Below are 22,124 nucleotides of genomic sequence, written 5' to 3' on the forward strand. Positions count from 1 at the left end.
GGGGACGACGGTGACGGTCCAGGTCCGGGAACTCGAACAGCTGCTCGGCCGGCTGGCGGAGGTCCAGCGCTCGGAGGCGCGCGACTACGCGTCCTTCAGCGTGCGCGGCAAGCGGTTCGGCTACTTCTGGCCGCGGACGCGGACCGTCGGTCTCAAGCAAACCGTGTCCGAGCAGCTGGCCCTGGTTTCGGAACGGCCGGACGTGTTCGAGGTGCAGTTCACCGCCGGCGGCTTCGGCTGGGTGGTCGTGTACCTCGACGGCATCGACGCCGACGAACTCGCCGAGCTCCTCTACGAAGCCTGGCGGCTGTCGGCGCCGGAAGACCTCGTCGCCGAGGTGCCCTTCACCAGGATCGCCCGGGCGTAGAGCAGGTCGAAGCCCTGCCGCTGGGCGTTCTGCTGCGACTTCGACCCCGGCAGCGTCGTGACGATGGCGACATCGCACCCCGCCGCGGTGGCCGCGGCGAGCCGGGTGCGCAGCAGGGCCGTCTGGACACCGCGGCGGCGATGGGCGGGCACGGTCGCGGCGCCGGCGAACTGCGCGATCCCGTCGGTGACCCGGAAGCTCGCGCCGCCGGCGAACTCGCCGTTCCGCTCCGCGGTGTACCGCCGGACCCCGGCCATGTCCCGCAGTGCGTTCACGATGATCCCGGGGGTGAAGTCTTCGTGCGAAGGCAGGCCTCCGGTGTCGGTGACCATGGAGGCGCCGGCGATGGCGGCCAGCCAGGTTTCCAGCTCGTCGTCCCGGCACGGCCGCACCTCGCCGTCGGCGGCTTCCACCGGGCCGCCGAGGCGCCGGCCGAGCACGTTCTCGTACGACTCCAGCCGGTAGCCGCGCGCGGTCAAGAACGTCCCGACGGAGGGATCGGCCAGGTGGCACAGCTCGACCTGCACCGGCGCGCCCAGCTCGGCGAAAGCCGCTTCAACCTGGTCGAAGTCTTCGGGCAGGCCGGCGAAACCGAGGCCCGCGACCTTGTTGAACGGCGAGTCCGCCTCGGCGAAGCTGGCGACGCCCCCGGCGAGCGGGCGCGCGAACCCGCCGGTGCCGCCCGTCCGGGCTCGCGCCGCGTCACTGCACGCCGCGACGAACCGCGCCTCCGCGCGTTCGATGCGCTCGGCCAAGCCGACGTCACAGAAAAGCCGTTCCCCGTCCACGTCCCCACAGTGGCGGACGCGGACGGGGAACTCCAACCGGTTTTCAGCCCTCCACGCGGTGCGAAGCCCAGAACGACGTCAGGTCGGTCGACCCGGCGGCCGCTTGCGCCGCCGCCTTGAACTCCGCCGTGGTCGACACGCCGTACCAGTGCGACTGGGCGTAGGACTTCAGCAGGTTCGCCATCGCCGTGTCGCCGATCAGCCGCCGCAGGTCGTGCAGGGTGCACTTCCCGTAGTTGTAGACCACCGTGGAGTACCGGGACGAATGCGCGTCCCAGTAGGCCATCGAGTTGGTCAGCTTCTCCGCGCTCGACTGCCACGTGATGCCGCAGCCGCTGCCGGTGATCCCGCGGTAGAGGTCGGTGGCGTAGTCGGTGAAGCTCTCGTCGAGCCACGGCGAGTTGTACTCGTCGTCACCGACGATCCCGTAGAACCACTGGTGCGCCAGCTCGTGGGGGAGCGCCGTGGTGGAAACGAGGTCCAGCACGAAGCCCGGGTACTCCATACCGCCGAACCAGAAGTTGTTGTCCAGCACCACGTCCACTTCGCCGTACGGGTAGTCGCCGAAGCGTCCCGAGTGGACGTCGATGGAGTCGGCGGCCAGGCTCAGCATCTGGCTGGCGCTGCTGGTGGAGATCCCGCTGACCGAGTAGACGTTGACGCGCACGCCCTTGCCGGACGTGGTCGTGATCTTCGCGAACGGCCCGGCGGCCCACGCGAAGTCCCGCACCTTGGCCGCCACGGCGTGCGTGGTGGTCGTGGTACCGCTGGTCGTCTCGGTCGAGGTGCCGGTGGCCGGGGTCAGCAGCGACGCCGGGTGCACGAGCGTGACGTCGAAGTCGCTGATCACCGTGTAGAACGACTCGCCGTTGTTCGTGTACGGGTCGAGGTGCCAGCCCGCGCCATCGCGGACGGCGAGCACCGGCAGCGCGTTGCCGATCATGTTGTACGCGCCGTCGTGGCCGAACCGGTCGGCTCCGCTGGGCACGACGATCTTCAGGTCGAACCCGATCGTCGCGGACTGGCCCTGCGCCAGGGGCGCGGGCAGGGTGATCTTCATGGCCGTGCAGTTCACGCTCAGCGCGGACGCCGTGCCGCCGGTGACGTTCGTGACGGTGATCGGCGTGCTCGGGCAGCTGCCGTGGTAGTTGTCCCAGAGCCGCAGGTACACCTCGGGCAGCGCGGTCGCCGAGCCGTTGGTGAAGCCGACGCTCTGGTGCCCGGTCCAGGTGTCCCCCGCGGTGTTCGACGTGAGGTTCACCGTGTAGGCGGGGTTGACCGGCGTGCGCGTCGAGTCGGCGGGGGCGGCCGAGATCGTCCACGTGAACGTGGCGCTGCCGCTGTTGCCGGCCGGGTCCTTCGCCGTCACGGTCACCGATGACGTGCCCGCGGTCGTCGGGGTACCGGTGATCTTGCCCGTGCTCGCGCCGATCGTCAGGCCCGCGGGCAGGCCGGTCGCGCTGTAGGTGAGCGCGTCGCCCTGCGGGTCGCTCGCCTGGATCTGCAGGGACGCGGCCTGGCCGACGGCGCCGCTCTGGTTACCCGGCGAAGTGACGACCGGCGACTGCGGGTTGCTCGTCCCGGTCGTGGTCAGCGTGAAGTCGTCGAGGACGAAGTTGGTGGCCAGGCTGGAATCCTCGGTGCCGGTGATCTTCAGCGTCACGGTCTGGCCGAGGTAGCGGGAGACGTCCACGGTGCGCTGGACGTAGCCGGTGTTCTTGTCGAGGTTCGAGTAGCTCGCCAGGGTGTCGGTGCCCGCCTGGACCACCAGCTTGTCGTACTTGGTGCTGGTCGTCGTCTCCTTGGTGTCGATGTGCGACCACCACGAAAGGGTCGCCGACGCGCAGCCGGCGGGCAACGTCAGCGACTGGGACAGGGTGTCGGTGTGCGTGCTGCCGGTGCCATCCAGCCAGGCGACCATCGTCCCGCCGTGCGCGGGTTCCGCCGTGGTGGCGGCGGAGATGACGCCGCTGGTCTGGGTCCACGGCGTGGTGCCGCTCTCGAACCCGCCGTTGCCGACGAGCTGGTCACCGCAGACCGCGGCGGCCTCGGCCGGCGTGGCGACGGCGACGGTGCCCAGCAGGCCGATGGCCACGCCGAGCGCAGCAGGAAGCACCCTCGATCTCATGGAGGTCGTCCTTTCCCGGCTCCGCCCGTGGGAGCCAGGAGAAGCGTCCTCTGCGGTCCGGATGGGCGGAACCCGCCAAGAGTCGGGTTCCTCCCCGCCCGGACGCCCCTTTCGTCGTGTATGCGCGGCAACGTCCGGGTGTACGGATCTTGTACACCGGCTTGCGAGCTTGGGTCCTTCCGACAGGGAGGACGACATGGCCCCCAAGTTCAAGGCGCTCACCGTGGCCGTCGGCGCGCTGCTCGCGCTGGCCGGCAGCGGCGTCGCGCACGCCGCTTCGGCGCCGGTGGCCGCCGGCGCCACCGGCATGGAAGCGATCTTCAACAACCCGCCCGAGAACGGCGACCGCGACCACTCGATCGAAACGCGGCTGGTCCAGCTGACCAACGGCACCCCGGCCGGGGCGGAGATCCACATCTCCCTCTTCAGCTGGACCCGGCCCGCGCTCGCCGAGGCGATCAAGGCGGCGCAGGCCCGTGGCGTCAAGGTGCGGATCGCGCTCGACGGCGCCGCGGACGACGACCCCGCCAACACCGCGATGCCGATCCTCAAGTCCGCCGGGCTGACCCAGCTGGTCTTCTGCGGCACCGGCGGCGACAACACCGGGTGCATCGCCCACGACGGCAGCCCGCACTCGATCAACCACGACAAGCTGTGGATGTTCTCCGAGACCGAGGGCAAGAAGGACGTCGTCGTCATCGGCTCGTACAACCTGACCACGGTGCAGGGCAACATGTTCAACAACGCCCTGCTCACCCACGGCGACCCCGACCTGTACGGCTTCTACCTCGGGCACATGCAGAAGATGCTGGCGCAGAAGAAGAACAACGACTACTTCGACGACGCCGGCTACCACAAGACGCTGACCACCATGGTCACCAGCTATCTCTCGCCGCGCGCCGACTCCCAGGGCGGCGCCTCGGAGGAGTTCGCCACCGACACGTGGGCGCAGCTGCTGAAGTACATCACCAAGTACGAAGCGGGCTGCTCGCTCAACGTCGTGCAGGCCAACATCGCCGACTCGCGCACCCCGGTCGTCACGGAGCTGGTCCGCATCGCGAAGCTGGGCTGCAAGGTCCGGATCGTCTACGACGACATGGGCACCGCGGCGCTGGCCGCCCTCAAGGGCAAGGCGAACGTGACGCTCAAGCGGTTCACCACGACCGCGAACGACCGTGAGATCACCGTGCACTCGAAGTACATGCTCTACACGGGCAACTACAGCGAGAAGGCCGGCCGCGCGCTCGTCTTCACCGGCTCGCACAACATCTCCGGCGCGGCCCTGCGCGACAACGACGAAATTTTGATCAAGGTCGAGAACGCGGCGATCAGCGCGGCCTACCAGGACAACTTCAGCACCATCCTGGCCCGCGCCAAGTGCTCGGCGCCGGCCACCTGCTGACGCTCACTGGTGGACGTTGGGGGTGGACAGGCGGATGCGTCTTGTCTGCACCCCGGGTCTGCCGGGCTGACGAAGTCACCCGGTGGGGATGACCTGGCTGAGAGTTGCGGGGCCTGGTGGCCCGGGACGTGCAGATCGGCCACAGGGCTGTGCGCCGAGGCTTGTCGGCCTGGAGCGCCTCAGTGAGCGACCGACCGTCACGTCCCGGACCGGAGTGCTTGATTTCCCGCGTTCGCGATCGACTGGTCCTGGCAGGCGCCTTCGGCCTGGCCCAGGATCCTCTGGCGCTACTGGCACGACCACAAGCCCTACAACCCCGACCTACACGGCCGACTCAACACCCACCACCAACAGGCCGCCTGACAGAGGGCCCTCAGCTCGCCAGGGTGCGGGCCGCCCGGACTTCGAGGGGCCGGTAGCCCGCCTGGGTGGCGAGCTTGACCGCCGCTTCGCCGTGGGTGCGCCCCAATTCGGCGTCGCCCACGGCGAGCGCGGCTTCGGCGAGACCGGTCAGCGCCGCGGCTTCGCACCACGTGAAGCTGGTCTCGCGGGCGATGTCCAGTGCTGTTGTCAGCGGGGCGACGGAATCGGCCGCGCGGTCCAGCCGGAGGCAGACTTCGCCGAGCGCGGCCAGCGCCGACGCCTCGGTGCCGCGGTCACCGATGCGGCGGGTCAGTTCCACCGCGTCGGCCGCGTCGGTGAGGGCCCGGGTGGCGTCGCCCGCCCGGGCCTCCATGACCGCGCGGCCGGACAGCGCCGCCGCTTCGCCGTACTGGTAGCCGAGTTCCCGGTTGGCGGTCAGGGCCCGTTCGTAGAACTCGGCCGCGACGGGGTTCCCGAGGTCGCGGTGGACGTGCCCGAGGTCGACCAGCAGCACGGCCACGCTGAACCGCGCGCCGTCGCGTTCGGCGATCTCCAGCGCGCGGCCGAAGTGGCCGAGCGCGGCGTCGAAGTCGCCGACCTGGCCGCAGGCGAACCCGAGGTTGGCCAGCGCCATCGTGATGGCCGCCATGCCGGTCTCTTCGCACAGCCGCAGCGCCTCGAGGCCGCACGCGATCGCCTCGTGCGCGTCGCCGAGGCGCTGGTGCACGGCGCTCAGGTTGTTGAGTGCCGCGGCGCGCCCGGTGGGCCACTCCGCCGCGAGCCCGTCGTTCAGGACCGTCGTCAGATGGGCGCGGGCTTCGGTGTAGCGGCCGCTGTTGACCCCGGCGAGCGCGATGGACAGCCGCATCGCCGCCTGCGCCTGCCGATCGCCGTCGGACTGGGCGGCGGCGAGCGCCGTCGTGGCCGTGTCGATCCACTCCGTGTGGTGGCCGCGGTGGTGGAAGAACGCCCGCAGGGCGTCGGCCAGGTGCCACGCGTACTCGTGCGGGCCGTGCGCCGCCGCGTGCTCGACGGCGGCCGCGAGGTTCGGCCACTCCGTGTCCAGCCAGGCCAGCGCGTCGTCGGTGCCGTCGAAGGCCTGTTCCGGTTCGGGCCGGGGCAGCCGGAGGAAGTGCGGGATCAGCAGCCGGCCCGCCGCGTCGGCCGTCGCGAGGTAGTGGTCGAACAGCCGGCGCCGGGCCGCGGCCCCGTCGGCGGTGGTGTCGTCCGCCGCGACCCGGCCGCCCGCGTAGCTGCGCAGCAGGTCGTGGAAGCGGTAGCGGCCGGGCAGGTGCCGTTCGACGAGGTTGGCCGCGGCGAGGGCCTTGAGCTGCTGGCCCGCGCGGCCGTCGGCGACCGCGGCGAGCCGCGCGGCCACCGGCGCGGTGAACGTCTGGCCCGGCACCAGCGCGAGCCGCCGGAACAGCAGGCGGTGCTCGGCGGGCAGGGCCCGGTACGACACGGAGAACGCCGTCGTGACGGCGCTTTCTTCGGCGCCGTCGACGCTCAGCCCGGCAAGGGGATCGCCGCCGGCGAGTTCCCGCGTCAGCTCCGCGATGCCGGACACCTCGCCCGCGCCGAGGTTCGCCGCGGCCAGCCGCAGCGCCAGCGGCAGGTGCCCGCACAGCCGGGCCAGCTCCGCCGCCGCGGCCGGCTCGGCGGCGACCGCGGGCGGCCCGAGCACGGTTTCCAGCAGCTGCCGGGAATCCTCGGCGGGCAGCACGGACAGCGGCACCGCCCGCGCGCCGGTGCGGGCGATGAGGTCGCCCAGCCGCTGGCGGCTGGTGACCAGCACCGTGCCCGACGGCGGCAGCAGCGGCGTCACCTGGGCGCTGTCGCGGGCGTTGTCGAGCAGGACGAGCACCTGCCGGTCGGCCAGCAGGGAGCGCCACAGCGCGGTGCGGCCGTCCGGGTCCGGCGGGATCGCGCGCGGGTCGGTGCCCAGCGCCCGCAGCAGCTGCGCGGCCGCGACGGCCGGGGTGAGCGGCTCGTGGTCCGGGTCGAACCCGCGCAGGTCGAGGTAGAGCTGGCCGTCACCGAACCGGTCGCGGACGCGGTGCGCCCAGCGGACGGCGAGCGCGGTCTTGCCGACGCCGGCGATGCCGGTGACCACGCGGATGTCCGCCCCGGGACCGGGGCCCGCCGGCTCGTCGAGCCGGGCCAGCTCGGCGGCACGGCCGGTGAAGCCGCGCACGTCGTGGGGCAGCTGGGCCGGGCGGACCGGCTCGGGTGGCGGCTCCGGCGCGGGGTCGAGAGCCGGGTCGGCGGCGAGGATCGCGGCTTCCAGGCGGGTCAGTTCCGGCGAGGGGTCGAGCCCGAGCTCGGTGGCGAGCCGGGCGCGCAGGCCGCGGAAGGCGGCGAGGGCGGCGTCGGTGCGGCCCTCGCGGTGCAGGGCGAGCATGAACTGGCCGACGAACCGCTGCCGGAACGGGTGCGCGGCGACCAGCGTCGTCAGCTCGGCGAGCACGTCGCGGCCCCGGCCGAGCCGCAGCTGCGCGTCGATGCGGTCTTCCAGCGCGCTCCAGCGGGCTTCGTTCAGCCCGGCGAGGAGCCGCTCGGCGACTTCGCCGGACGCGGCCCCGGCGAGGGCGTCGCCCCGCCAGAGCGCGAGGGCCTCGTCGAACAGTTCGACGGCGGCCTCGTCGCCGGCCGCACGGGCCCGGCGGGCCAGCGCGGTGAAGCGGTGGGCGTCGACGGTGTCCGGGTCGGCGCGCAGGACGTACCCGTGCCCCTCCGTGACGAGTTCGGGGCCGCCGGCGGCGCGGAACACCGCGCGCAGGCGGGAGACCAGCGCCTGGACGGTGTTGCGCGCGCTGGCCGGGGGATCGTCGGGCCAGAGCAGGTCCACGAGGTTTTCGAGGGAGACCGGGCGCGGCGTCTCGAGGAGCAGGACGGCGAGGACCAGGCGCTGCTTGCGGGAGCCGAGATCGACCGGGGCGCCGTCCGCCGTCGCCTCGACGGCGCCGAGGACGCGGAACTCCACCCGGTCACCTCCGTTCACCCGATCGGGTGTGCAAGCGTACTGCAAGCGTGGTGCAGGCCCGGTCCGCCATCCTGGCGGGGCTGCCGGGCACGCTCCCGACGATGTCCGCAGCCGGCTCGGCCGCCGGGAAACCGGCGGATTCGGCTGTCGTTGTTTCACGCGCGGCACGAGCTGGGGGTAGGACCACCACGGCGATCCCTCCACGGTCGCCGTGGTGGCCCTTGTGCCGGCGTTCGGGCCGGTTGCTGCCCGGCGCAGCTGCCGCCGGGTGCGGTAGCTGCGGGGACGGCCGGCCCGTGCGCCACGTCCGTCTCACCCTCCGCAAACTCATTCTGAACTGACCTCTTGTCGCACGACGGTTACGGAAAGCGACCAACACTGTGCTCCGGTGGCGGCCCGACCCGGCTCGACGCAGAATGCGCGCATGCAGCCGACGGTCGTCCGGGTGGCGCGCCTGTCCGACCCGGCCGGGCCCGCCGACGGCGTCCGCGTGCTCGTCGAACGGCTCTGGCCCCGCGGCACCGCCCGAACATCGGTGGTCCTCGACGGCTGGTACCGCGGCCTGGCCCCCTCCGACGAGCTGCGCACCTGGTACGGCCACGACCCCGAGCGGTTCGCGGAGTTCGCCGAGCGCTATCGCGCGGAGCTGCGCGAGCCTGATCGCGTGGCGGCCCTGACCCGCCTGCGCGAGCTGGCCGGAGACGGCCCGGTGACCCTGCTGACGGCGAGCGGATCTCCCTCGATCAGCCAGGCGGCCGTGCTGGCGGCGGTGCTCACGGGGGAGTGAGGCGGGCGCGCGGCCGGCGACCGGGGCCACCGCTCAAGAGCGTGCCGCGTTCGCCGTCACCCGGACCGTGGCGGTGGCCGAGCCGAGCGTCCCGTGCCGGGCCGTCAGCGTCAGGGTGGCCGGCGACCCCGCGAACGGCCGCAGCCACACCGCGGCCGCGCCGCCGGTCGCCCCGAAGTCCAGTGCCGGATCCCCGATCAGCTCGCCCGGCCCGGTCAGCGTCAGCCGCACCTCGCCCGCCGTCCCCGCGCGGAGCGTCCCGAAGCGGTCCACCGCCGCCACCACCACCCGGGTCGCGTCGCTGCCGTCCGCGAGCAGTTCCGGGTCGTCGGGCACGCAGCTGAGCACGTCCGAAGTCCGGTCGCCGCTGAACCGCCGGCTGACGACCAGCCGCCCGCCCGCGTAGCCGTCGATGCGCAGCTGCGGCCGCCGCCCCTTCGGCACGACCAGGTCGGCCGCGAACGGCGGGTAGCGCAGGTGCGGGAAGTCCGCGCGCCGGCTGCGGGCCTCGCCCGCCGGGCGGTCGTCGAGGAACAGCAGCAGGCGGTCGCAGTTGGACCAGATCGTCGCCCCCGGCCCGGGCCCGGCCGGCTGGGCCGTGAAGTCCCAGGCGAAGCCGGGCTCCACGACCGCCCGGACCGCGGGGTCGGCCTGCGAGGCGTAGAAGGCCGCGGCGGGCTTGGGGATCCGGAAGATGTCCGACACCCCGGCGTACTTGGACCCGCCGACCGCCCGCTGCCAGCCCGACGGGTAGTCGAACGCGCACCAGGCGAGCAGCCCGCAGTAGCGGTCGTCGGCGGCGGCCAGGTCGTGGGCCTTGGCGTGCAGTTCCGCCTGCTGCTGCCGGACGCCAGGAGCGTCGGTCCGGCGGTAGGCCCGGGCCCCGGCGATCGTGCCGATCGTCTCGGTCACCAGGTACGGCACCCCCGGCCGCGGCGGGCGCAGCCGGAAGGGTGCCCCGCGCCGGGCGGTGTAGTCGTTGTAGGCCAGGATTTCGACGTCGCTGCCGGCGAACCGGCCGAGCGTGGTGCTGGCCAGCGCGCCGCTGGTCGGCCGGGACGGGTCGAGCTGCCGGGCCAGCCGCCCGGTCCGCTGGTACATCGCCGTCGTGCCGTTGGCCTCGTTCACCCGCGTGCCCCAGACGACGATGCTCGGGTGGTTGCGGTCGCGCACCACCATCCCCTCGACGTCCGCCAGGTTCCGCCGCTGCCAGGCGTCGTCCCCGACGTGGCCCCAGCCCGGGATCTCCTCCCACACCAGCAGGCCCAGCTCGTCGCAGGCGTCGAGGAACGCGCTCGACTGCGGGTAGTGCGAGCAGCGGACCATGGTGCAGTTCAGCTCGCGGCGCAGGATTTCCGCGTCACGCCGCTGCACGCGGTCCGGCAGCGCGCCGCCGGCGAACGGGTACCACTGGTGGCGGTTGAGCCCGAACAGCTTGAGCCGCCGTCCGTTGAGGAAGAAGCCGTCGGTGGTGAACCGCGCGTCGCGGAACCCGGTCCGCACCACCCGCTGGTCGAGGGCGTGCTTCCCGGACTGGACCGTCACCACGACTTCGCAGAGCGCGGGGTCTTCGACGTCCCAGAGCCGTACCCCGCCGAGCCCGCCGACGTCGAATTCGACCGTCGTGCCGCGCACCGGCGCGCCGCCGCGGGCGAGTTCGCGACCCGCTTGGAGCACCGACGCGGTCACCTCGCCCACGACGGGCACGTCGAGCGTGCAGGTCAGGTGCAGCGACCGGCCGGGGGAGAGGACGTCGACGGGCCGCGCGAAGACGTCGGCCAGCCGGATCCGGGGCACCGTGCCGACCGCGGCGGGGCGGTAGATGCCGGCCGGCTGGTAGAAGTCGATCAGCGACGGCCCCCCGCCGCGCGGCAGATTGGGCGGCACGTCCAGCGCCCACCGCCCGTCGACGACCACGGCCAGCACGTTGTCGCCCGCCACGACGTCCGGCAGCGCCACCTCGAAGGGCAGGTAGCCGCCTTCGTGGGTGGCGACGAGCCGGCCGTTGAGGTGCACTTCGGCGTTCGTCATGACGCCGTCGAAGCGGGCGGTGTGGCGTTCGGTCGTCGTCGCGGTGAAGTGCTTGCGGTAGATCCAGCGGTCCTGCCAGGACGCCGGGTCCCACCCGGTCCACGAAAGCGGGGTGACGCAGTGGGGCAGCTGCACCGGCGAGAGGTCGATCTCGTCGAAGCCGAGCTCGGTGCAGCCGTCGTCGTACCGCCCGAACAGCCAGAAATCGCCCAGCCGCGGCGTTTCCGGCCCGGGTGTGGCGTGCCCGGCCGACCCGGCGACGACTCCGAGCAGCGCGGCCCCGCCGGCAGCCAGGAACCCGCGCCGGGACAGGCCCGGGCTGCTGTGCGAGTCGGCCATCCACGACCTCCGTGCTCGGGCTCCCCTGGCTTATCGCCGGTGACCGGTAAGACGTCACAAACGATCAGCGGGTTGCTCAGCGCAGGGTCGAGGCGCGGACCACCAGCTCCGGGGTGAACACGACCTTCCGGTGTTCGTGGCCGGTTTCGGTCGTTTCCGCCAGCAGCAGCTCGACGGCCGTGCGGCCCAGGCGCCGCCGCGGCTGGCGGACCGACGTCAGCGGGACCGCGGCCGCCGCGGCGAACTCGATGTCGTCGTAGCCCACGATCGCCAGGTCGTCCGGGACGCTCATGCGCAGGTTCGCGCACGTCTGCAGCAGGCCGAGGGCGACCAGGTCGTTGGCGCAGAACGCGGCGGTCGGGCGGACCGACGCCGGCAGTCCGGCCAGCCGCTGGCCCGCGCCGCGGCCGTCGGCCACCGTGAGCGCCGTCGTCGTCAGGTCGACCAGGTGGTCCGGGCCGAGCCCGGCCGCTTCGAGGGCGCGCAACGCGCCGAGCCGCCGGTCGCGGACCTGGCCGACCGTCGTGTGGTTGCCGATGAAGGCGATCCGCTCGTGGCCCTGTTCGACCAGGTGCCGCACGGCGATCTCGCCGCCGTAGACGTCGTCGACCGCGACCGAGCAGTGCGTGGTGCCTTCCGGCGTCCGGTCGACGACGACCACCGGCGTGCCGCGGCGGGCGATCTCGCCCAGCAGCGGGGCGTCCGGGTCGACCGGCGTGATGAGGACGCCCTGGACGCGCTGCTGTTCGAGACGCCCGAGGTAGGCCGCCTCCCGCGACGGCTGGTGCGCGCTGTTGCAGAGGAAGAGGGAAAGGCCGCCCTCACCGGCGGCGTCCGCGGCGTCTTCCATGCCGGCCGCGACATCGGTGAAGAACGGGTTGCTGCCGTCGAGCATGACGTAGGCCAGCACCCGGCTGCGCCCGGCCCGCAGCTGCCGGGCGGATTCGTTGCGCACGAAGCGGAGTTCGGCCATCACGGCTTCGACCTTGGCCCGGGTCACCGGGCTGACCCGGTCGGGCCGGTTGAGCACGTTGGACACCGTGCCGAGGGAGACTCCGGCGGCCGCCGCGACCTCCTTCATGCCCGCCGCGCGCGGCTCGGCACCCGGCTCCCTGACCACCATCCGGACCCCCTCTCGCCCCGGGCGTTGAAACGTAACATCACCACGAACTACCCGCTGGAGATGCCGTTTGGCCACGGCTGCACCGATGCATTGACTTCTTCTTCTGCCGCATAGTAGCTTCACCGCACCAGATTTGTGAAACCTTTCAATCCGGAGGTCGCGATGACGCGCCCACGCCCGGGCCGGGCCCCTCTGCTGGAGGTGCGCGGCGTGACGAAGTCGTTCGGCGCGGTCGCGGCCGTCGCCGGTGTGAGCTTCGGGCTGCACGCCGGGGAGGCCCACGCGCTGGTCGGGGAGAACGGCGCCGGCAAGTCCACGATCGTCAAGATGCTGGCCGGCGTGCACAAACCCGACGACGGCACGCTGCTGCTGGACGGCGAGGCGAGAGAATTCGGCTCGCCCGCCGACGCCAAGGCCGCCGGCATCGCGGTCATCTACCAGGAGCCCACGCTGTTCCCGGACCTGAGCGTCGCGGAGAACATCGTGATGGGCCGCCACCCGCGCAAGAGCCTCGGCCGGATCGACCGGGCGGCGATCCGCGCCGAGGCCGAGCGGCTCTTCGCCCGTCTCGGCGTCCGGATCGACCCCGCCCGCCCGGCCCGCGGGCTGTCCATCGCCGACCAGCAGATCGTCGAGATCGCCAAGGCGCTCAGCGCCGACGCCCGCGTGCTGGTGATGGACGAGCCGACCGCCGCGCTGACCCGGATCGAAGTCGAGCGACTGTTCTCCGTCGCCAGGACGCTGCGCCAGGAAGGCGCGGCGATCATGTTCATCTCCCACCGCTTCGAGGAGATCACCGAGCTCTGCCAGCGCGTGACGATCATGCGCGACGGGAAGCACGTCTCCACCGACGCCATCGAGGACGTCACCGTCGAGGAGATGGTGAAGCGCATGGTCGGCCGCGACGTCGACGCGCTGTTCCCGAAGCAGGACGTCGAGCCCGGCGCGATCGTGCTGGAGGTCGAGGGCCTCGCCCGCGAGGGCGTGTTCCGCGACGTCTCCTTCTCCGTGCGCGCCGGGGAGATCGTCGCGTTCGCCGGGCTGGTCGGCTCCGGCCGCTCGGAAGTCGTCCAGGCCGTGTTCGGCGTCGACGAGCGGGACGCCGGGGTGGTGAAGGTGAGCGGCAAGAACCTCAAGCCGCACTCGTCGCGGGCCGCGATGGCCGCCGGGATGGCCCTCGTGCCCGAGGACCGGCGCCAGCAGGGCCTGATCATGGACCTCTCGATCGAGCGGAACGTGACGCTGCCGCGCTCGCGCGCCCTCTCGAAGCTCGGCTTCCTCACCGGGGCGAGCGAACGCCGGGAAGCCCGGCACTGGACCGAGCGGCTGCGCACCAAGTACCGCCGCCTCGGCGACCCCGTCGGCACGCTTTCGGGCGGGAACCAGCAGAAGGTCGTACTGGCGAAGTGGCTGGCGATGGCACCGAAGGTGCTGATCGTCGACGAGCCGACGCGCGGCATCGACGTCGGCACGAAGGCCGAGGTGCACCGGCTGATGTCCTCGCTGGCCGCCGAAGGCGTCGCGATCGTGATGGTGTCCTCGGAACTGCCGGAGGTGCTGGGCATGGCCGACCGCGTGCTGGTGATGCGGGAGGGCCGGATCGTGGCCGAGCTCCCGCGCGCCGAGGCGACCGAGGACTCGGTGATGTTCGCCGCGATGGGGCAGGGAGCCGCCGCATGACTGTCACCGAGGAGGCCCGCGTGACGGAGGAACCGGCCGTCCCTTCGCGACGGTCGTGGCCCGCGAACGTGCTGAAGGCCCGCGAATCCGGCATCGTGCTCGCCCTGATCGTCCTGGTCGCCTTCACCGCGACGCAGAATTCCCGGTTCCTTTCGGGGCAGAGCATCCGCGACATCCTGCTGGGGACGGCGATCCTGGCGGTGCTCGCCGTCGGGCAGGCCATCGTGATGATCACCCGCAACATCGACCTCTCGGTCGGCTCGGTGCTCGGCCTGTCGGCGTTCGCCGTGGGCTCGCTGATGAAGGACAACCCGGGCCTGCCGGTGATCGTCGCGATCCTGGTGGGGCTCGGCGTGGGCGCGGTGTGCGGGCTGCTCAACGGCGCCCTGGTGCGCTTCGGCCAGGTGCCCGCGCTGGTCGTCACGCTCGGCACGCTGTATGCCTACCGCGGGGTCAGCTACTTCTGGGCCGGCGGTCAGCAGATCAACGCCGACAAGCTGCCGGCGTCCTTCCTGGACTTCGGCACCGCGTCGCTGCTCGGCGTGCCGTGGCTGGTCCTCATCGCGCTGCTGGTCCTGGTCGCCGCCGGGATCGTGCTGCGCAGCTACCGCGCCGGCCGTGAGCTGTACGCGATGGGGTCGAGCCCGCAGGCGGCGCAGCTGGCCGGCATCCGGGTCGGCCGCAACACGAGCGCGGCGTTCCTGGTCAGCGGCGCCCTCGCCGGCCTGGCCGGCGTCCTGTTCGCCGCCCGGTTCGGCACCGTGGACGCGGCCGCCGGCACCGGCTACGAGCTCAACGTCGTCGCCGCGGCCGTCGTCGGCGGGGTGGCGGTGTTCGGCGGCAGTGGCTCGGTCTGGGGCGCGGGCCTCGGCGCGCTCCTGCTGACCGTCATCGGCAGCGCCCTGGCCGTGCTCGACATCAACCAGTTCTGGCAGCAGGCGATCGTCGGCGCGCTGATCCTGCTCGCCATCGGCGCCGACCGGCTCGTCGCCGTCCGGGTCGCCAAGGCTTTGAAGAAGAGGGATTCCCATGTCTGACCAGGGGAACCGGCTCGGCCGGCTGCTCAGCTGGGACGCCGCCGTCGTGCTCGTGACGGTGATCGTCCTGATCGTCGCCTCGGGTGCGGTGGACAACTTCGGCACCAGCCGCAACTTCACCTTCCTGCTGCTCGACCTGCTCCCGATCGCGCTGGTCGCGCTGCCGATGACGTTCATCATCGTCACCGGCGAGATCGACCTCTCGGTGGCGAGCACGCTCGGCCTGACGTCGGCGGTGATGGGCTCGCTGTGGGACGCCGGCTTGACGATCGAGGCGATCATCCCGCTCTGCATCGTGCTCGGTGCGGTCCTCGGCGCGCTGAACGGCTTCTTCGTCACCGTGCTGAAGCTGCCGTCGCTGGCCGTCACCATCGGCACACTGGCCCTTTACCGCGGCCTGGCCTTCGTGGTGCTGGGCGACGGCGCGGTCGCCGACTTCCCGCGCGACTACACGAGCTGGGTGACCGGGACGATCGGCGACGGCCCGATCCCGAACGTCCTGATCCCGCTGATCGTCGTCGCGCTGATCTTCGGTGTCGTGCTGCACGCGACCCCGATCGGTCGCGGGGTGTTCGCCGCCGGCGCGGGCGAACAGGCGGCCCGGTTCGCCGGCATCCGCACCGGGCGGCTCAAGTTCTGGCTGTACGTCGTGAGCGGCGCGGTCGCGGGTCTCGCGGGGGTGCTGTGGACGCTGCGGTACTCCAGCGCCCGTGCCGACAACGGGTTCGGCCTCGAACTGGCCGTCGTGGCCGCCGTGCTGCTCGGCGGCGTGTCCATCTTCGGCGGCAAGGGCACGCTGCCCGGCGTGCTCGCCGGGGTGGTCCTGCTCGCCTCGCTGCAGAACGCGCTGCGTCTGCAGGACGTCTCGAACGAGGCGCTCAACATCGTGACCGGCGTGCTCCTCATCGTGTCGGTCCTGCTCCCCAACATCGTGTCCTCGGCCCGAACGGCGCTCCGGCGCCGCCATCGAGCTGCCAGCGCGGTTTCCCCAGAAAGGTGACAAAGATGTCCCGACGGTTGCTCACCGGTGTGGTCTCGGCCGGGCTGGTGCTGGTCCTGGCCGCCTGCAGCGGCACGACCAAGAACGACAACGCCGGCTCCGGCGCCCAGCAGTCCACCGCCGCGGCGAACCCGAACGCCGCGGCGAAGGAGGGCGTCAAGATGGCGTTCCTGCCCAAGCAGCTCAACAACCCCTACAGCGACATCGAGGTCAGCGGCGGCAAGGCCGCCCTCGGTGAGCTGAAGGGCGAGTACAAGCTGGTCGGGCCGAACGACGCCAGCGCGTCGTCGCAGGTCAGCTACATCAACACGCTGATCCAGCAGCAGCAGGACGTCATCGGCATCGCCGCGAACGACCCGAACGCGGTGTGCCCGTCGCTCAACCAGGCCCGCAGTGCCGGGATCAAGGTCGTCGCGTTCGACTCCGACGCCGCGAAGGACTGCCGCGACGTCTTCATCAACCAGGCCACCACGCAGGGCATCGGCGAAGCCCTGGCCAAGCAGGCCAAGGACCTCTCGGGCGGCTCGGGCGAGATCGCGGTCCTGTCCGCGACGCCGAACGCCACCAACCAGAACGCCTGGATCGAGGTCCTCAAGAAGGAACTGGCGAAGCCGGAGTACGCGAGCCTGAAGCTGGACAAGGTCGCCTACGGCAACGACGACGACCAGAAGTCGTTCCAGGAGGCCCAGGGCCTGCTGCAGTCGTTCCCGAACCTGAAGGTGATCGTCGCGCCGACCACGGTCGGCATCGCGGCCGCCGCGCGGTACGTCAGCTCGTCGAGCTACAAGGGCAAGGTCGCGGTCACCGGGCTGGGCACGCCGAACCAGATGCGCGCCTTCGTCAAGGACGGCACGGTCAAGCAGTTCGCGCTGTGGAACCCGGCCGACATCGGCTACCTCGCCGCCTACGCCGGCGTCGCGCTGAAGTCCGGCCAGATCACCGGCAAGCAGGGTGAGAAGTTCAAGGCGGGCAAGCTCGGCGACTACACGATCGGCGAGAACGGCGAGATCGTCCTCGGCCCGCCGACGACGTTCGACGCGAACAACATCGACAAGTTCAACTTCTGAAATTCCCGGCCGGGTCGCGACGGGCGGCCCGGCCGGGTCCCACCAAGGACGGACTGTGCCCCGATACTGCTTCTGCCTGCAGGTCAAGCCCGACCGGCTGGCCGAGTACGCCGAGCGTCACCGCGCCGTCTGGCCGGAGATGCGGCAGGCCCTGCACGACACCGGCTGGCGCAACTACTCGCTCTTCCTGCGCCGGGACGGCCTCCTGATCGGCTACGTCGAGGCGGACGACCTCGCCGCCGCGCAGGCCGCCATGGCGAAGACCGAGGTCAACGCGCGCTGGCAGGCGGAGATGGCGGAGTTCTTCACCGGCCTCGACGGCGGTCCGCCGGACGAGGGCTTCCAGCTCCTCGAAGAGGTCTTCCACCTCGAACCCCCAACCGTCGCGGAAGGACAGTGATCGCCGTGGGCGACTTGACGGCCGTGAAGCAGGCCTTGCGGGCCCAGCGCATCGAGACGCCGTCGTGGGCGTACGCGAACTCGGGCACCCGGTTCAAGGTGTTCCCGCAGCCCGGTGTCCCGAGGACACCGGAGGAGAAGATCGCCGACGCCGCGGTGGTGCACAAGCTCACCGGGGTCGCGCCGAGCGTGGCCCTGCACATCCCGTGGGACAAGGTCGGCGACTACGGCGCCATGACCGCGTACGCGCGGGACCTCGGTGTCGAGATCGGCGCGATCAACACCAACGTCTTCCAGGACGAGGACTACAAGCTCGGCTCGGTGACCAACCCCGACCCCCGCATCCGCCGCAAGGCGACCGACCACCTCCTGGAAGCCATCGACATCATGGACGCGACGGGCTCGCGCGACCTGAAGCTGTGGTTCTCCGACGGCATCAACTACCCCGGCCAGGACGACATCCGCGACCGGCAGGACCGGCTCGCGGCGGCGCTTCGCGAGACCTACGAGCGGCTCGGGGACCACCAGCGGATGCTGCTGGAGTACAAGCTGTTCGAGCCGGCGTTCTACGCCACCGACGTCCCGGACTGGGGCACGTCCTACGCCCACTGCATCGAGCTGGGGGAGCGGGCCACGGTGTGCATCGACACCGGCCACCACGCCCCCGGGACGAACATCGAGTTCATCGTGGCGTTCCTGCTGCGGGCCGGGAAGCTCGGCGCGTTCGACTTCAACTCGCGGTTCTACGCCGACGACGACCTGATGGTCGGGGCGGCCGACCCGTTCCAGCTGTTCCGGATCATGTACGAGATCGTGCGGGCGGACGCGTTGGACCCGGCGTACGGCATCGCGTTCATGCTCGACCAGTGCCACAACATCGAGGCGAAGATCCCGGCGATCATCCGGTCGGTGATGAACGTCCAGGAAGCGACCGCGAAGGCGCTGCTGGTCGACCGTGACGCCCTGCGCGCCGCCCAGCAGTCGGGGGACGTGCTCGCCGCGAACGCCGTGCTGATGGACGCCTACAACACCGACGTCCGGCCGCTGCTGGCCGAGCTGCGCACCGAAGCCGGGCTCGACCCGGACCCGATCGCGGCCTACCACCGCAGCGGGTACCAGGAGAAGATCGTGGCCGAGCGCGCCGGCGGCACGCAGGCCGGATGGGGAGCATGAGGATGACCGTGCCGGAGCAGCTCATCGCGCGCAGCAACGCGCTCGGGGCCGACCCGCGCAACACCAACTACGCCGGCGGCAACACCTCCGCCAAGGGTTCGGTGACCGACCCGGTCACCGGTTCGCCCACCGACGTGCTGTGGGTCAAGGGTTCCGGCGGCGACCTCGGCACGCTGACCGAGGCGGGGCTGGCGGTGCTGCGGCTGGACCGGCTGCGTTCGCTGGCCGACGTCTACCCGGGCGTCGAGCGCGAGGACGAGATGGTCGCCGCGTTCGACTACTGCCTCCACGGCCGCGGCGGCGCGGCGCCGTCGATCGACACCGCGATGCACGGCCTGGTCGAGGCCCCGCACGTCGACCACCTGCACCCGGACTCCGGCATCGCGCTGGCCACGGCGGCCGACGGACCGGCGCTGACGAAGGAATGCTTCGGCGACCGCGTCGCGTGGGTGGACTGGCGACGGCCCGGGTTCCAGCTGGGCTTGGACATCGCTGCGGTGAAGGCGGCCAACCCGCAGGCCATCGGCGTCATCCTCGGCGGCCACGGCATCACCGCGTGGGGCGCGAGCTCGGAAGAGTGCGAGCGGAACTCCCTGGAGATCATCCGGACCGCCGAGGAGTTCCTGGCGTCCCGGGGTGCTCCGGAGCCGTTCGGGCCGGTGGTCCCCGGGTTCGAGGCGCTGCCCGACGCCGAGCGGCGGGCGCGGGCGGCGGAGCTGGCGCCGGTGATCCGCGGGCTGGCTTCGACCGACCAGCGGGTCGTCGGCCACTACACCGACAGCGACGTCGTGCTCGAGTTCCTCTCCCGCGAGAAGCTCCAGCCGCTCGCCGCGCTGGGCACGTCGTGCCCGGACCACTTCCTGCGCACCAAGGTCCGGCCCCTGGTGGTGGACCTTCCGGCGACCGCGCCCGTGGCGGACGTCGTCGCGCGGCTGAAGGAACTGCACGCGGAGTACCGCGACGCCTACCGCGGCTACTACGAGCGGCACGCCGATGCCGACTCGCCCGCGATGCGCGGCGCCGACCCGGCGATCGTGCTCGTCCCCGGTGTCGGGATGTTCTCCTTCGGCAAGGACAAGCAGACCGCGCGGGTGGCGGGGGAGTTCTACGTCAACGCGATCAACGTCATGCGCGGCGCCGAGGCCGTTTCGACCTACGCCCCGATCCCGGAAAGCGAAAAGTTCCGGATCGAGTACTGGGCGCTGGAAGAGGCGAAGCTGCAGCGGCTGCCGAAGCCCAAGCCGCTCGCCGGGCGGATCGCGCTGGTCACCGGCGCCGGTTCGGGGATCGGCAAGGCCATCGCGCAGCGGCTCGCGGCCGAAGGCGCCTGCGTGGCCATCGCCGACCTGAACGGGGACGCGGCCGCGGAGGTCGCCGCGGAGATCGGCGGGACGGCGGTCACCGCCGACGTCACCGACGCGGCGGCGGTCCAGGCCGCGGTGGACGCCACCGTGCTGGCGTTCGGCGGGATCGACCTGGTGGTCAACAACGCCGGGCTGTCCATCTCGAAGCCGCTGCTGGAAACCACCGAACGCGACTGGGACCTGCAGCACGACGTCATGGCCAAGGGCTCGTTCCTGGTCGCCCAGGCCGCGGCGAAGGCCATGGTCGCGCAGGGCATCGGCGGGGACATCGTCTACATCTCGTCCAAGAACTCGGTGTTCGCAGGCCCGAACAACGTCGCTTACGGCGCCGCGAAGGCCGATCAGGCCCACCAGGTGCGGCTGCTGGCGGCCGAGCTCGGCGCCCACGGCATCCGGGTCAACGGCGTCAACCCCGACGGCGTCGTCCAGGGCTCGGGCATCTTCGCCGGGGGCTGGGGCGCCCAGCGCGCCGCCGTCTACGGCGTGCCGGAGGAGAAGCTGGGCGAGTTCTACGCCCAGCGGACCATCCTCAAGCGCGAGGTGCTGCCCGAGCACGTCGCGGCGGCGGTGTTCGCCCTCACCGGCGGCGACCTCACCCACACCACCGGCCTGCACGTGCCGGTGGACGCCGGGGTGGCCGCCGCGTTCCTGCGCTGACGGAGGACCGATGACCATGGATCGCATCACCCCGCGCCGCACCCGCGTCGGCCTCGTCTCCGGCGGGCTCGGCGCCTACTGGCCGCAGTTCCCCGCGCTGCTGCCCCAGCTGCAGGCCTCGGCGCGGCGTGTCACCGAGCGGCTGTCCACCATGGACTGCGAGGTGATCGACGCGGGCTTCGTCTCGGACGCCCAGGAAGGCGCGGCCGCGGCGGAGAAGCTGCGGGTGGCCGGCTGCGACCTGATCGTCGGCTTTCTCACGACGTACCTGACGTCCAGCATGCTGGCGCCGGTCGCGCAGCGCTCGGGTGCGCCGGTGCTGCTGCTGAACCTGCAGCCCACCGAGGCGATGGAGCACGAGTCCTTCGACACCGGCGCGTGGCTGGCCTACTGCGGCGCCTGCCCGCTGCCGGAGATGGCCAACAGTTTCCGGCGCCTGGGCGTGGAGTTCCGCTCGGTGTCCGGGTACCTGGAGGATCCGCGCGCGTGGACGCGGATCGAGCGGTGGATCAAGGCGGCCGGGGTACGGGCGGCCCTGCGGCACGGCCGGCACGGCCTGCTCGGGCACCTCTACCCGGGCATGATGGACGTCTCCACCGACCCGACCCTGGTGTCGGCCCAGCTCGGCGGGCACGTCGAGATCCTGGAGGTCGACGACCTGCGGGTGCGCGTGGAGAAGGTCAGCGATGACGAGACCGCCGCGCGCGTCGCACTGGCCCGTGAAGTGTTCACTGTGGACGAGTCCGTCGTGGACGAAGACTTCGCTTGGGGCGCCCGGGTTTCGGTGGCGCTCGACCGGCTCGTCGACGACTTCTCGCTGGACTCCCTGGCTTATTACCACCGCGGCCTCGACGGGGAGACCCACGAACGCGTCGGCGCCGGGTTCATCCTCGGCGCGTCCCTGCTCACCGCGCGCGGCATCCCGGCCGTCGGCGAGTACGAGCTGCGGACGTCCCTGGCCATGCTCGTCATGGACCGCCTCGGCGCCGGCGGCTCGTTCACCGAGCTGCAGGCGCTGAACTTCCGCGACGGCGTGGTCGAGATGGGCCACGACGGCCCGGCGCACCTCGGGATCAGTGCCCGCAAGCCGCTCCTGCGCGGCCTCGGCGTCTACCACGGCAAGCGCGGCTGGGGCGTGTCGGTGGAGTTCGACGTCAAGCACGGGCCGGTGACGCTGTGCGGGCTCGGCCAGCGCCGCGACGGGACGTTCACGCTCATCGCGTCGGAAGGCACCGTGGTGCCCGGCCCGCTGCTGCGGATCGGCAACACCACCTCCCGCGTCGACTTCGGCTGCGACCCGGGGGAGTGGACCGACGCGTGGTCCGCCAGCGGCATCGCGCACCACTGGGCGCTCGGCACCGGCCACCGCGTCGCCGAGCTGACGGCCGTCGCGGACCTGCTCGGCTTGGAGCTGACGGTGGTCCGCCCGTGAAGCG

The 22,124-nt window shown here is 72.0% G+C and carries 16 protein-coding genes; 11 read left to right on the top strand and 5 right to left on the bottom strand.

Going from position 1 to position 22,124, the window contains the following annotated elements; all coding sequences use genetic code 11:
• The first annotated feature begins 10 nt into the window (after positions 1-10).
• A complete protein-coding gene (locus QRY02_RS11960) occupies positions 11-367 on the top strand; it encodes an MmcQ/YjbR family DNA-binding protein (protein ID WP_285991595.1) in 357 nt (118 codons plus the stop codon).
• Here the strand turns inward: QRY02_RS11960 and QRY02_RS11965 are convergent.
• Both QRY02_RS11965 and QRY02_RS11970 read right to left on the bottom strand, forming a co-directional pair.
• Positions 292-1,155, bottom strand: a complete 864-nt coding sequence (locus QRY02_RS11965) for a GNAT family N-acetyltransferase (RefSeq protein ID WP_285991596.1) — start codon at positions 1,153-1,155, stop codon at positions 292-294. The genes QRY02_RS11960 and QRY02_RS11965 overlap by 76 nt on opposite strands.
• A 43-nt stretch (positions 1,156-1,198) precedes the next feature.
• Positions 1,199-3,271: a putative Ig domain-containing protein gene (locus QRY02_RS11970; RefSeq protein ID WP_285993821.1), complete on the bottom strand. Its 2,073-nt coding sequence runs from the start codon at positions 3,269-3,271 to the stop codon at positions 1,199-1,201.
• 208 nt (positions 3,272-3,479) lie between these two features.
• Here QRY02_RS11970 and QRY02_RS11975 point away from each other — a divergent pair, with 208 nt between their 5' ends.
• Positions 3,480-4,685, top strand: coding sequence for a phospholipase D-like domain-containing protein (locus QRY02_RS11975; RefSeq protein ID WP_285991597.1), 1,206 nt, complete (start codon positions 3,480-3,482; stop codon positions 4,683-4,685).
• Positions 4,686-5,058: 373 nt separating this feature from the next.
• Here the strand turns inward: QRY02_RS11975 and QRY02_RS11980 are convergent, their stop codons facing one another.
• Positions 5,059-8,031, bottom strand: a complete 2,973-nt coding sequence (locus QRY02_RS11980) for an AfsR/SARP family transcriptional regulator (RefSeq protein ID WP_285991598.1) — start codon at positions 8,029-8,031, stop codon at positions 5,059-5,061.
• Positions 8,032-8,455: 424 nt separating this feature from the next.
• On the opposite strand from QRY02_RS11980, the gene QRY02_RS11985 reads away from it, so the two are divergent.
• Positions 8,456-8,818: a DUF488 domain-containing protein gene (locus QRY02_RS11985; RefSeq protein WP_285991599.1), complete on the top strand. Its 363-nt coding sequence runs from the start codon at positions 8,456-8,458 to the stop codon at positions 8,816-8,818.
• Positions 8,819-8,851: 33 nt separating this feature from the next.
• Here QRY02_RS11985 and QRY02_RS11990 read toward each other — a convergent pair whose 3' ends face one another.
• Both QRY02_RS11990 and QRY02_RS11995 read right to left on the bottom strand, forming a co-directional pair.
• Positions 8,852-11,188: a glycoside hydrolase family 2 protein gene (locus tag QRY02_RS11990; protein WP_285991600.1), complete on the bottom strand. Its 2,337-nt coding sequence runs from the start codon at positions 11,186-11,188 to the stop codon at positions 8,852-8,854.
• A 76-nt stretch (positions 11,189-11,264) separates the two neighbouring features.
• The gene (locus QRY02_RS11995; protein WP_285991601.1) at positions 11,265-12,311 is read right to left on the bottom strand and encodes a LacI family DNA-binding transcriptional regulator; all 1,047 of its coding nucleotides are present in this window, start codon (positions 12,309-12,311) and stop codon (positions 11,265-11,267) included.
• 162 nt (positions 12,312-12,473) lie between these two features.
• On the opposite strand from QRY02_RS11995, the gene QRY02_RS12000 reads away from it, so the two are divergent.
• From QRY02_RS12000 to QRY02_RS12035, 8 genes are read left to right on the top strand one after another with little or no spacing between them, the layout of a single operon-like run.
• Positions 12,474-13,991 carry a sugar ABC transporter ATP-binding protein gene (locus tag QRY02_RS12000; RefSeq protein ID WP_285991602.1) on the top strand — a complete coding sequence of 506 codons (1,518 nt, stop codon included), beginning with the start codon at positions 12,474-12,476 and terminating at the stop codon, positions 13,989-13,991.
• Entirely contained in the window at positions 13,988-15,028 is a 1,041-nt protein-coding gene (locus QRY02_RS12005) for an ABC transporter permease (RefSeq protein WP_285991603.1), read from the top strand. Before QRY02_RS12000 ends, QRY02_RS12005 begins: the two co-directional genes overlap by 4 nt.
• The gene (locus tag QRY02_RS12010) at positions 15,021-16,028 is read left to right on the top strand and encodes an ABC transporter permease (RefSeq protein WP_285991604.1); all 1,008 of its coding nucleotides are present in this window, start codon (positions 15,021-15,023) and stop codon (positions 16,026-16,028) included. The genes QRY02_RS12005 and QRY02_RS12010 overlap by 8 nt, the downstream gene beginning before the upstream one ends.
• A gap of 5 nt (positions 16,029-16,033) precedes the next feature.
• A complete protein-coding gene (gene rhaS / locus QRY02_RS12015) occupies positions 16,034-17,095 on the top strand; it encodes a rhamnose ABC transporter substrate-binding protein (RefSeq protein WP_285991605.1) in 1,062 nt (353 codons plus the stop codon).
• Between the two features lie 55 nt (positions 17,096-17,150).
• Positions 17,151-17,495 (top strand): L-rhamnose mutarotase, encoded by a 345-nt coding sequence (locus QRY02_RS12020; RefSeq protein WP_285991606.1) that lies wholly within the window; start codon positions 17,151-17,153, stop codon positions 17,493-17,495.
• A complete protein-coding gene (gene rhaI, locus QRY02_RS12025) occupies positions 17,492-18,667 on the top strand; it encodes an L-rhamnose isomerase (RefSeq protein WP_285991607.1) in 1,176 nt (391 codons plus the stop codon). Before QRY02_RS12020 ends, rhaI begins: the two co-directional genes overlap by 4 nt.
• 2 nt (positions 18,668-18,669) lie before the next feature.
• A complete protein-coding gene (locus QRY02_RS12030; protein ID WP_285991608.1) occupies positions 18,670-20,688 on the top strand; it encodes a bifunctional aldolase/short-chain dehydrogenase in 2,019 nt (672 codons plus the stop codon).
• A gap of 10 nt (positions 20,689-20,698) precedes the next feature.
• Positions 20,699-22,120 (top strand): L-fucose/L-arabinose isomerase family protein, encoded by a 1,422-nt coding sequence (locus QRY02_RS12035; RefSeq protein ID WP_285991609.1) that lies wholly within the window; start codon positions 20,699-20,701, stop codon positions 22,118-22,120.
• Positions 22,121-22,124 lie beyond the last annotated feature (4 nt).

Source organism: Amycolatopsis sp. DG1A-15b (genome assembly GCF_030285645.1).
Classification (GTDB): Bacteria; Actinomycetota; Actinomycetes; order Mycobacteriales; family Pseudonocardiaceae; genus Amycolatopsis.

Excerpts from the sequence above, each read along its gene's own strand:
- QRY02_RS11975 (WP_285991597.1), top strand. The coding sequence starts at position 3,480 with ATGGCCCCCAAGTTCAAGGCGCTCACCGTGGCCGTCGGCGCGCTGCTC.
- QRY02_RS11985 (WP_285991599.1), top strand. The coding sequence starts at position 8,456 with ATGCAGCCGACGGTCGTCCGGGTGGCGCGCCTGTCCGACCCGGCCGGG.
- QRY02_RS11990 (WP_285991600.1), bottom strand. The coding sequence starts at position 11,188 with ATGGCCGACTCGCACAGCAGCCCGGGCCTGTCCCGGCGCGGGTTCCTG.
- QRY02_RS11995 (WP_285991601.1), bottom strand. The coding sequence starts at position 12,311 with ATGGTGGTCAGGGAGCCGGGTGCCGAGCCGCGCGCGGCGGGCATGAAG.
- QRY02_RS12000 (WP_285991602.1), top strand. The coding sequence starts at position 12,474 with ATGACGCGCCCACGCCCGGGCCGGGCCCCTCTGCTGGAGGTGCGCGGC.
- QRY02_RS12005 (WP_285991603.1), top strand. The coding sequence starts at position 13,988 with ATGACTGTCACCGAGGAGGCCCGCGTGACGGAGGAACCGGCCGTCCCT.
- QRY02_RS12010 (WP_285991604.1), top strand. The coding sequence starts at position 15,021 with ATGTCTGACCAGGGGAACCGGCTCGGCCGGCTGCTCAGCTGGGACGCC.
- rhaS (WP_285991605.1), top strand. The coding sequence starts at position 16,034 with ATGTCCCGACGGTTGCTCACCGGTGTGGTCTCGGCCGGGCTGGTGCTG.
- QRY02_RS12030 (WP_285991608.1), top strand. The coding sequence starts at position 18,670 with ATGACCGTGCCGGAGCAGCTCATCGCGCGCAGCAACGCGCTCGGGGCC.
- QRY02_RS12035 (WP_285991609.1), top strand. The coding sequence starts at position 20,699 with ATGACCATGGATCGCATCACCCCGCGCCGCACCCGCGTCGGCCTCGTC.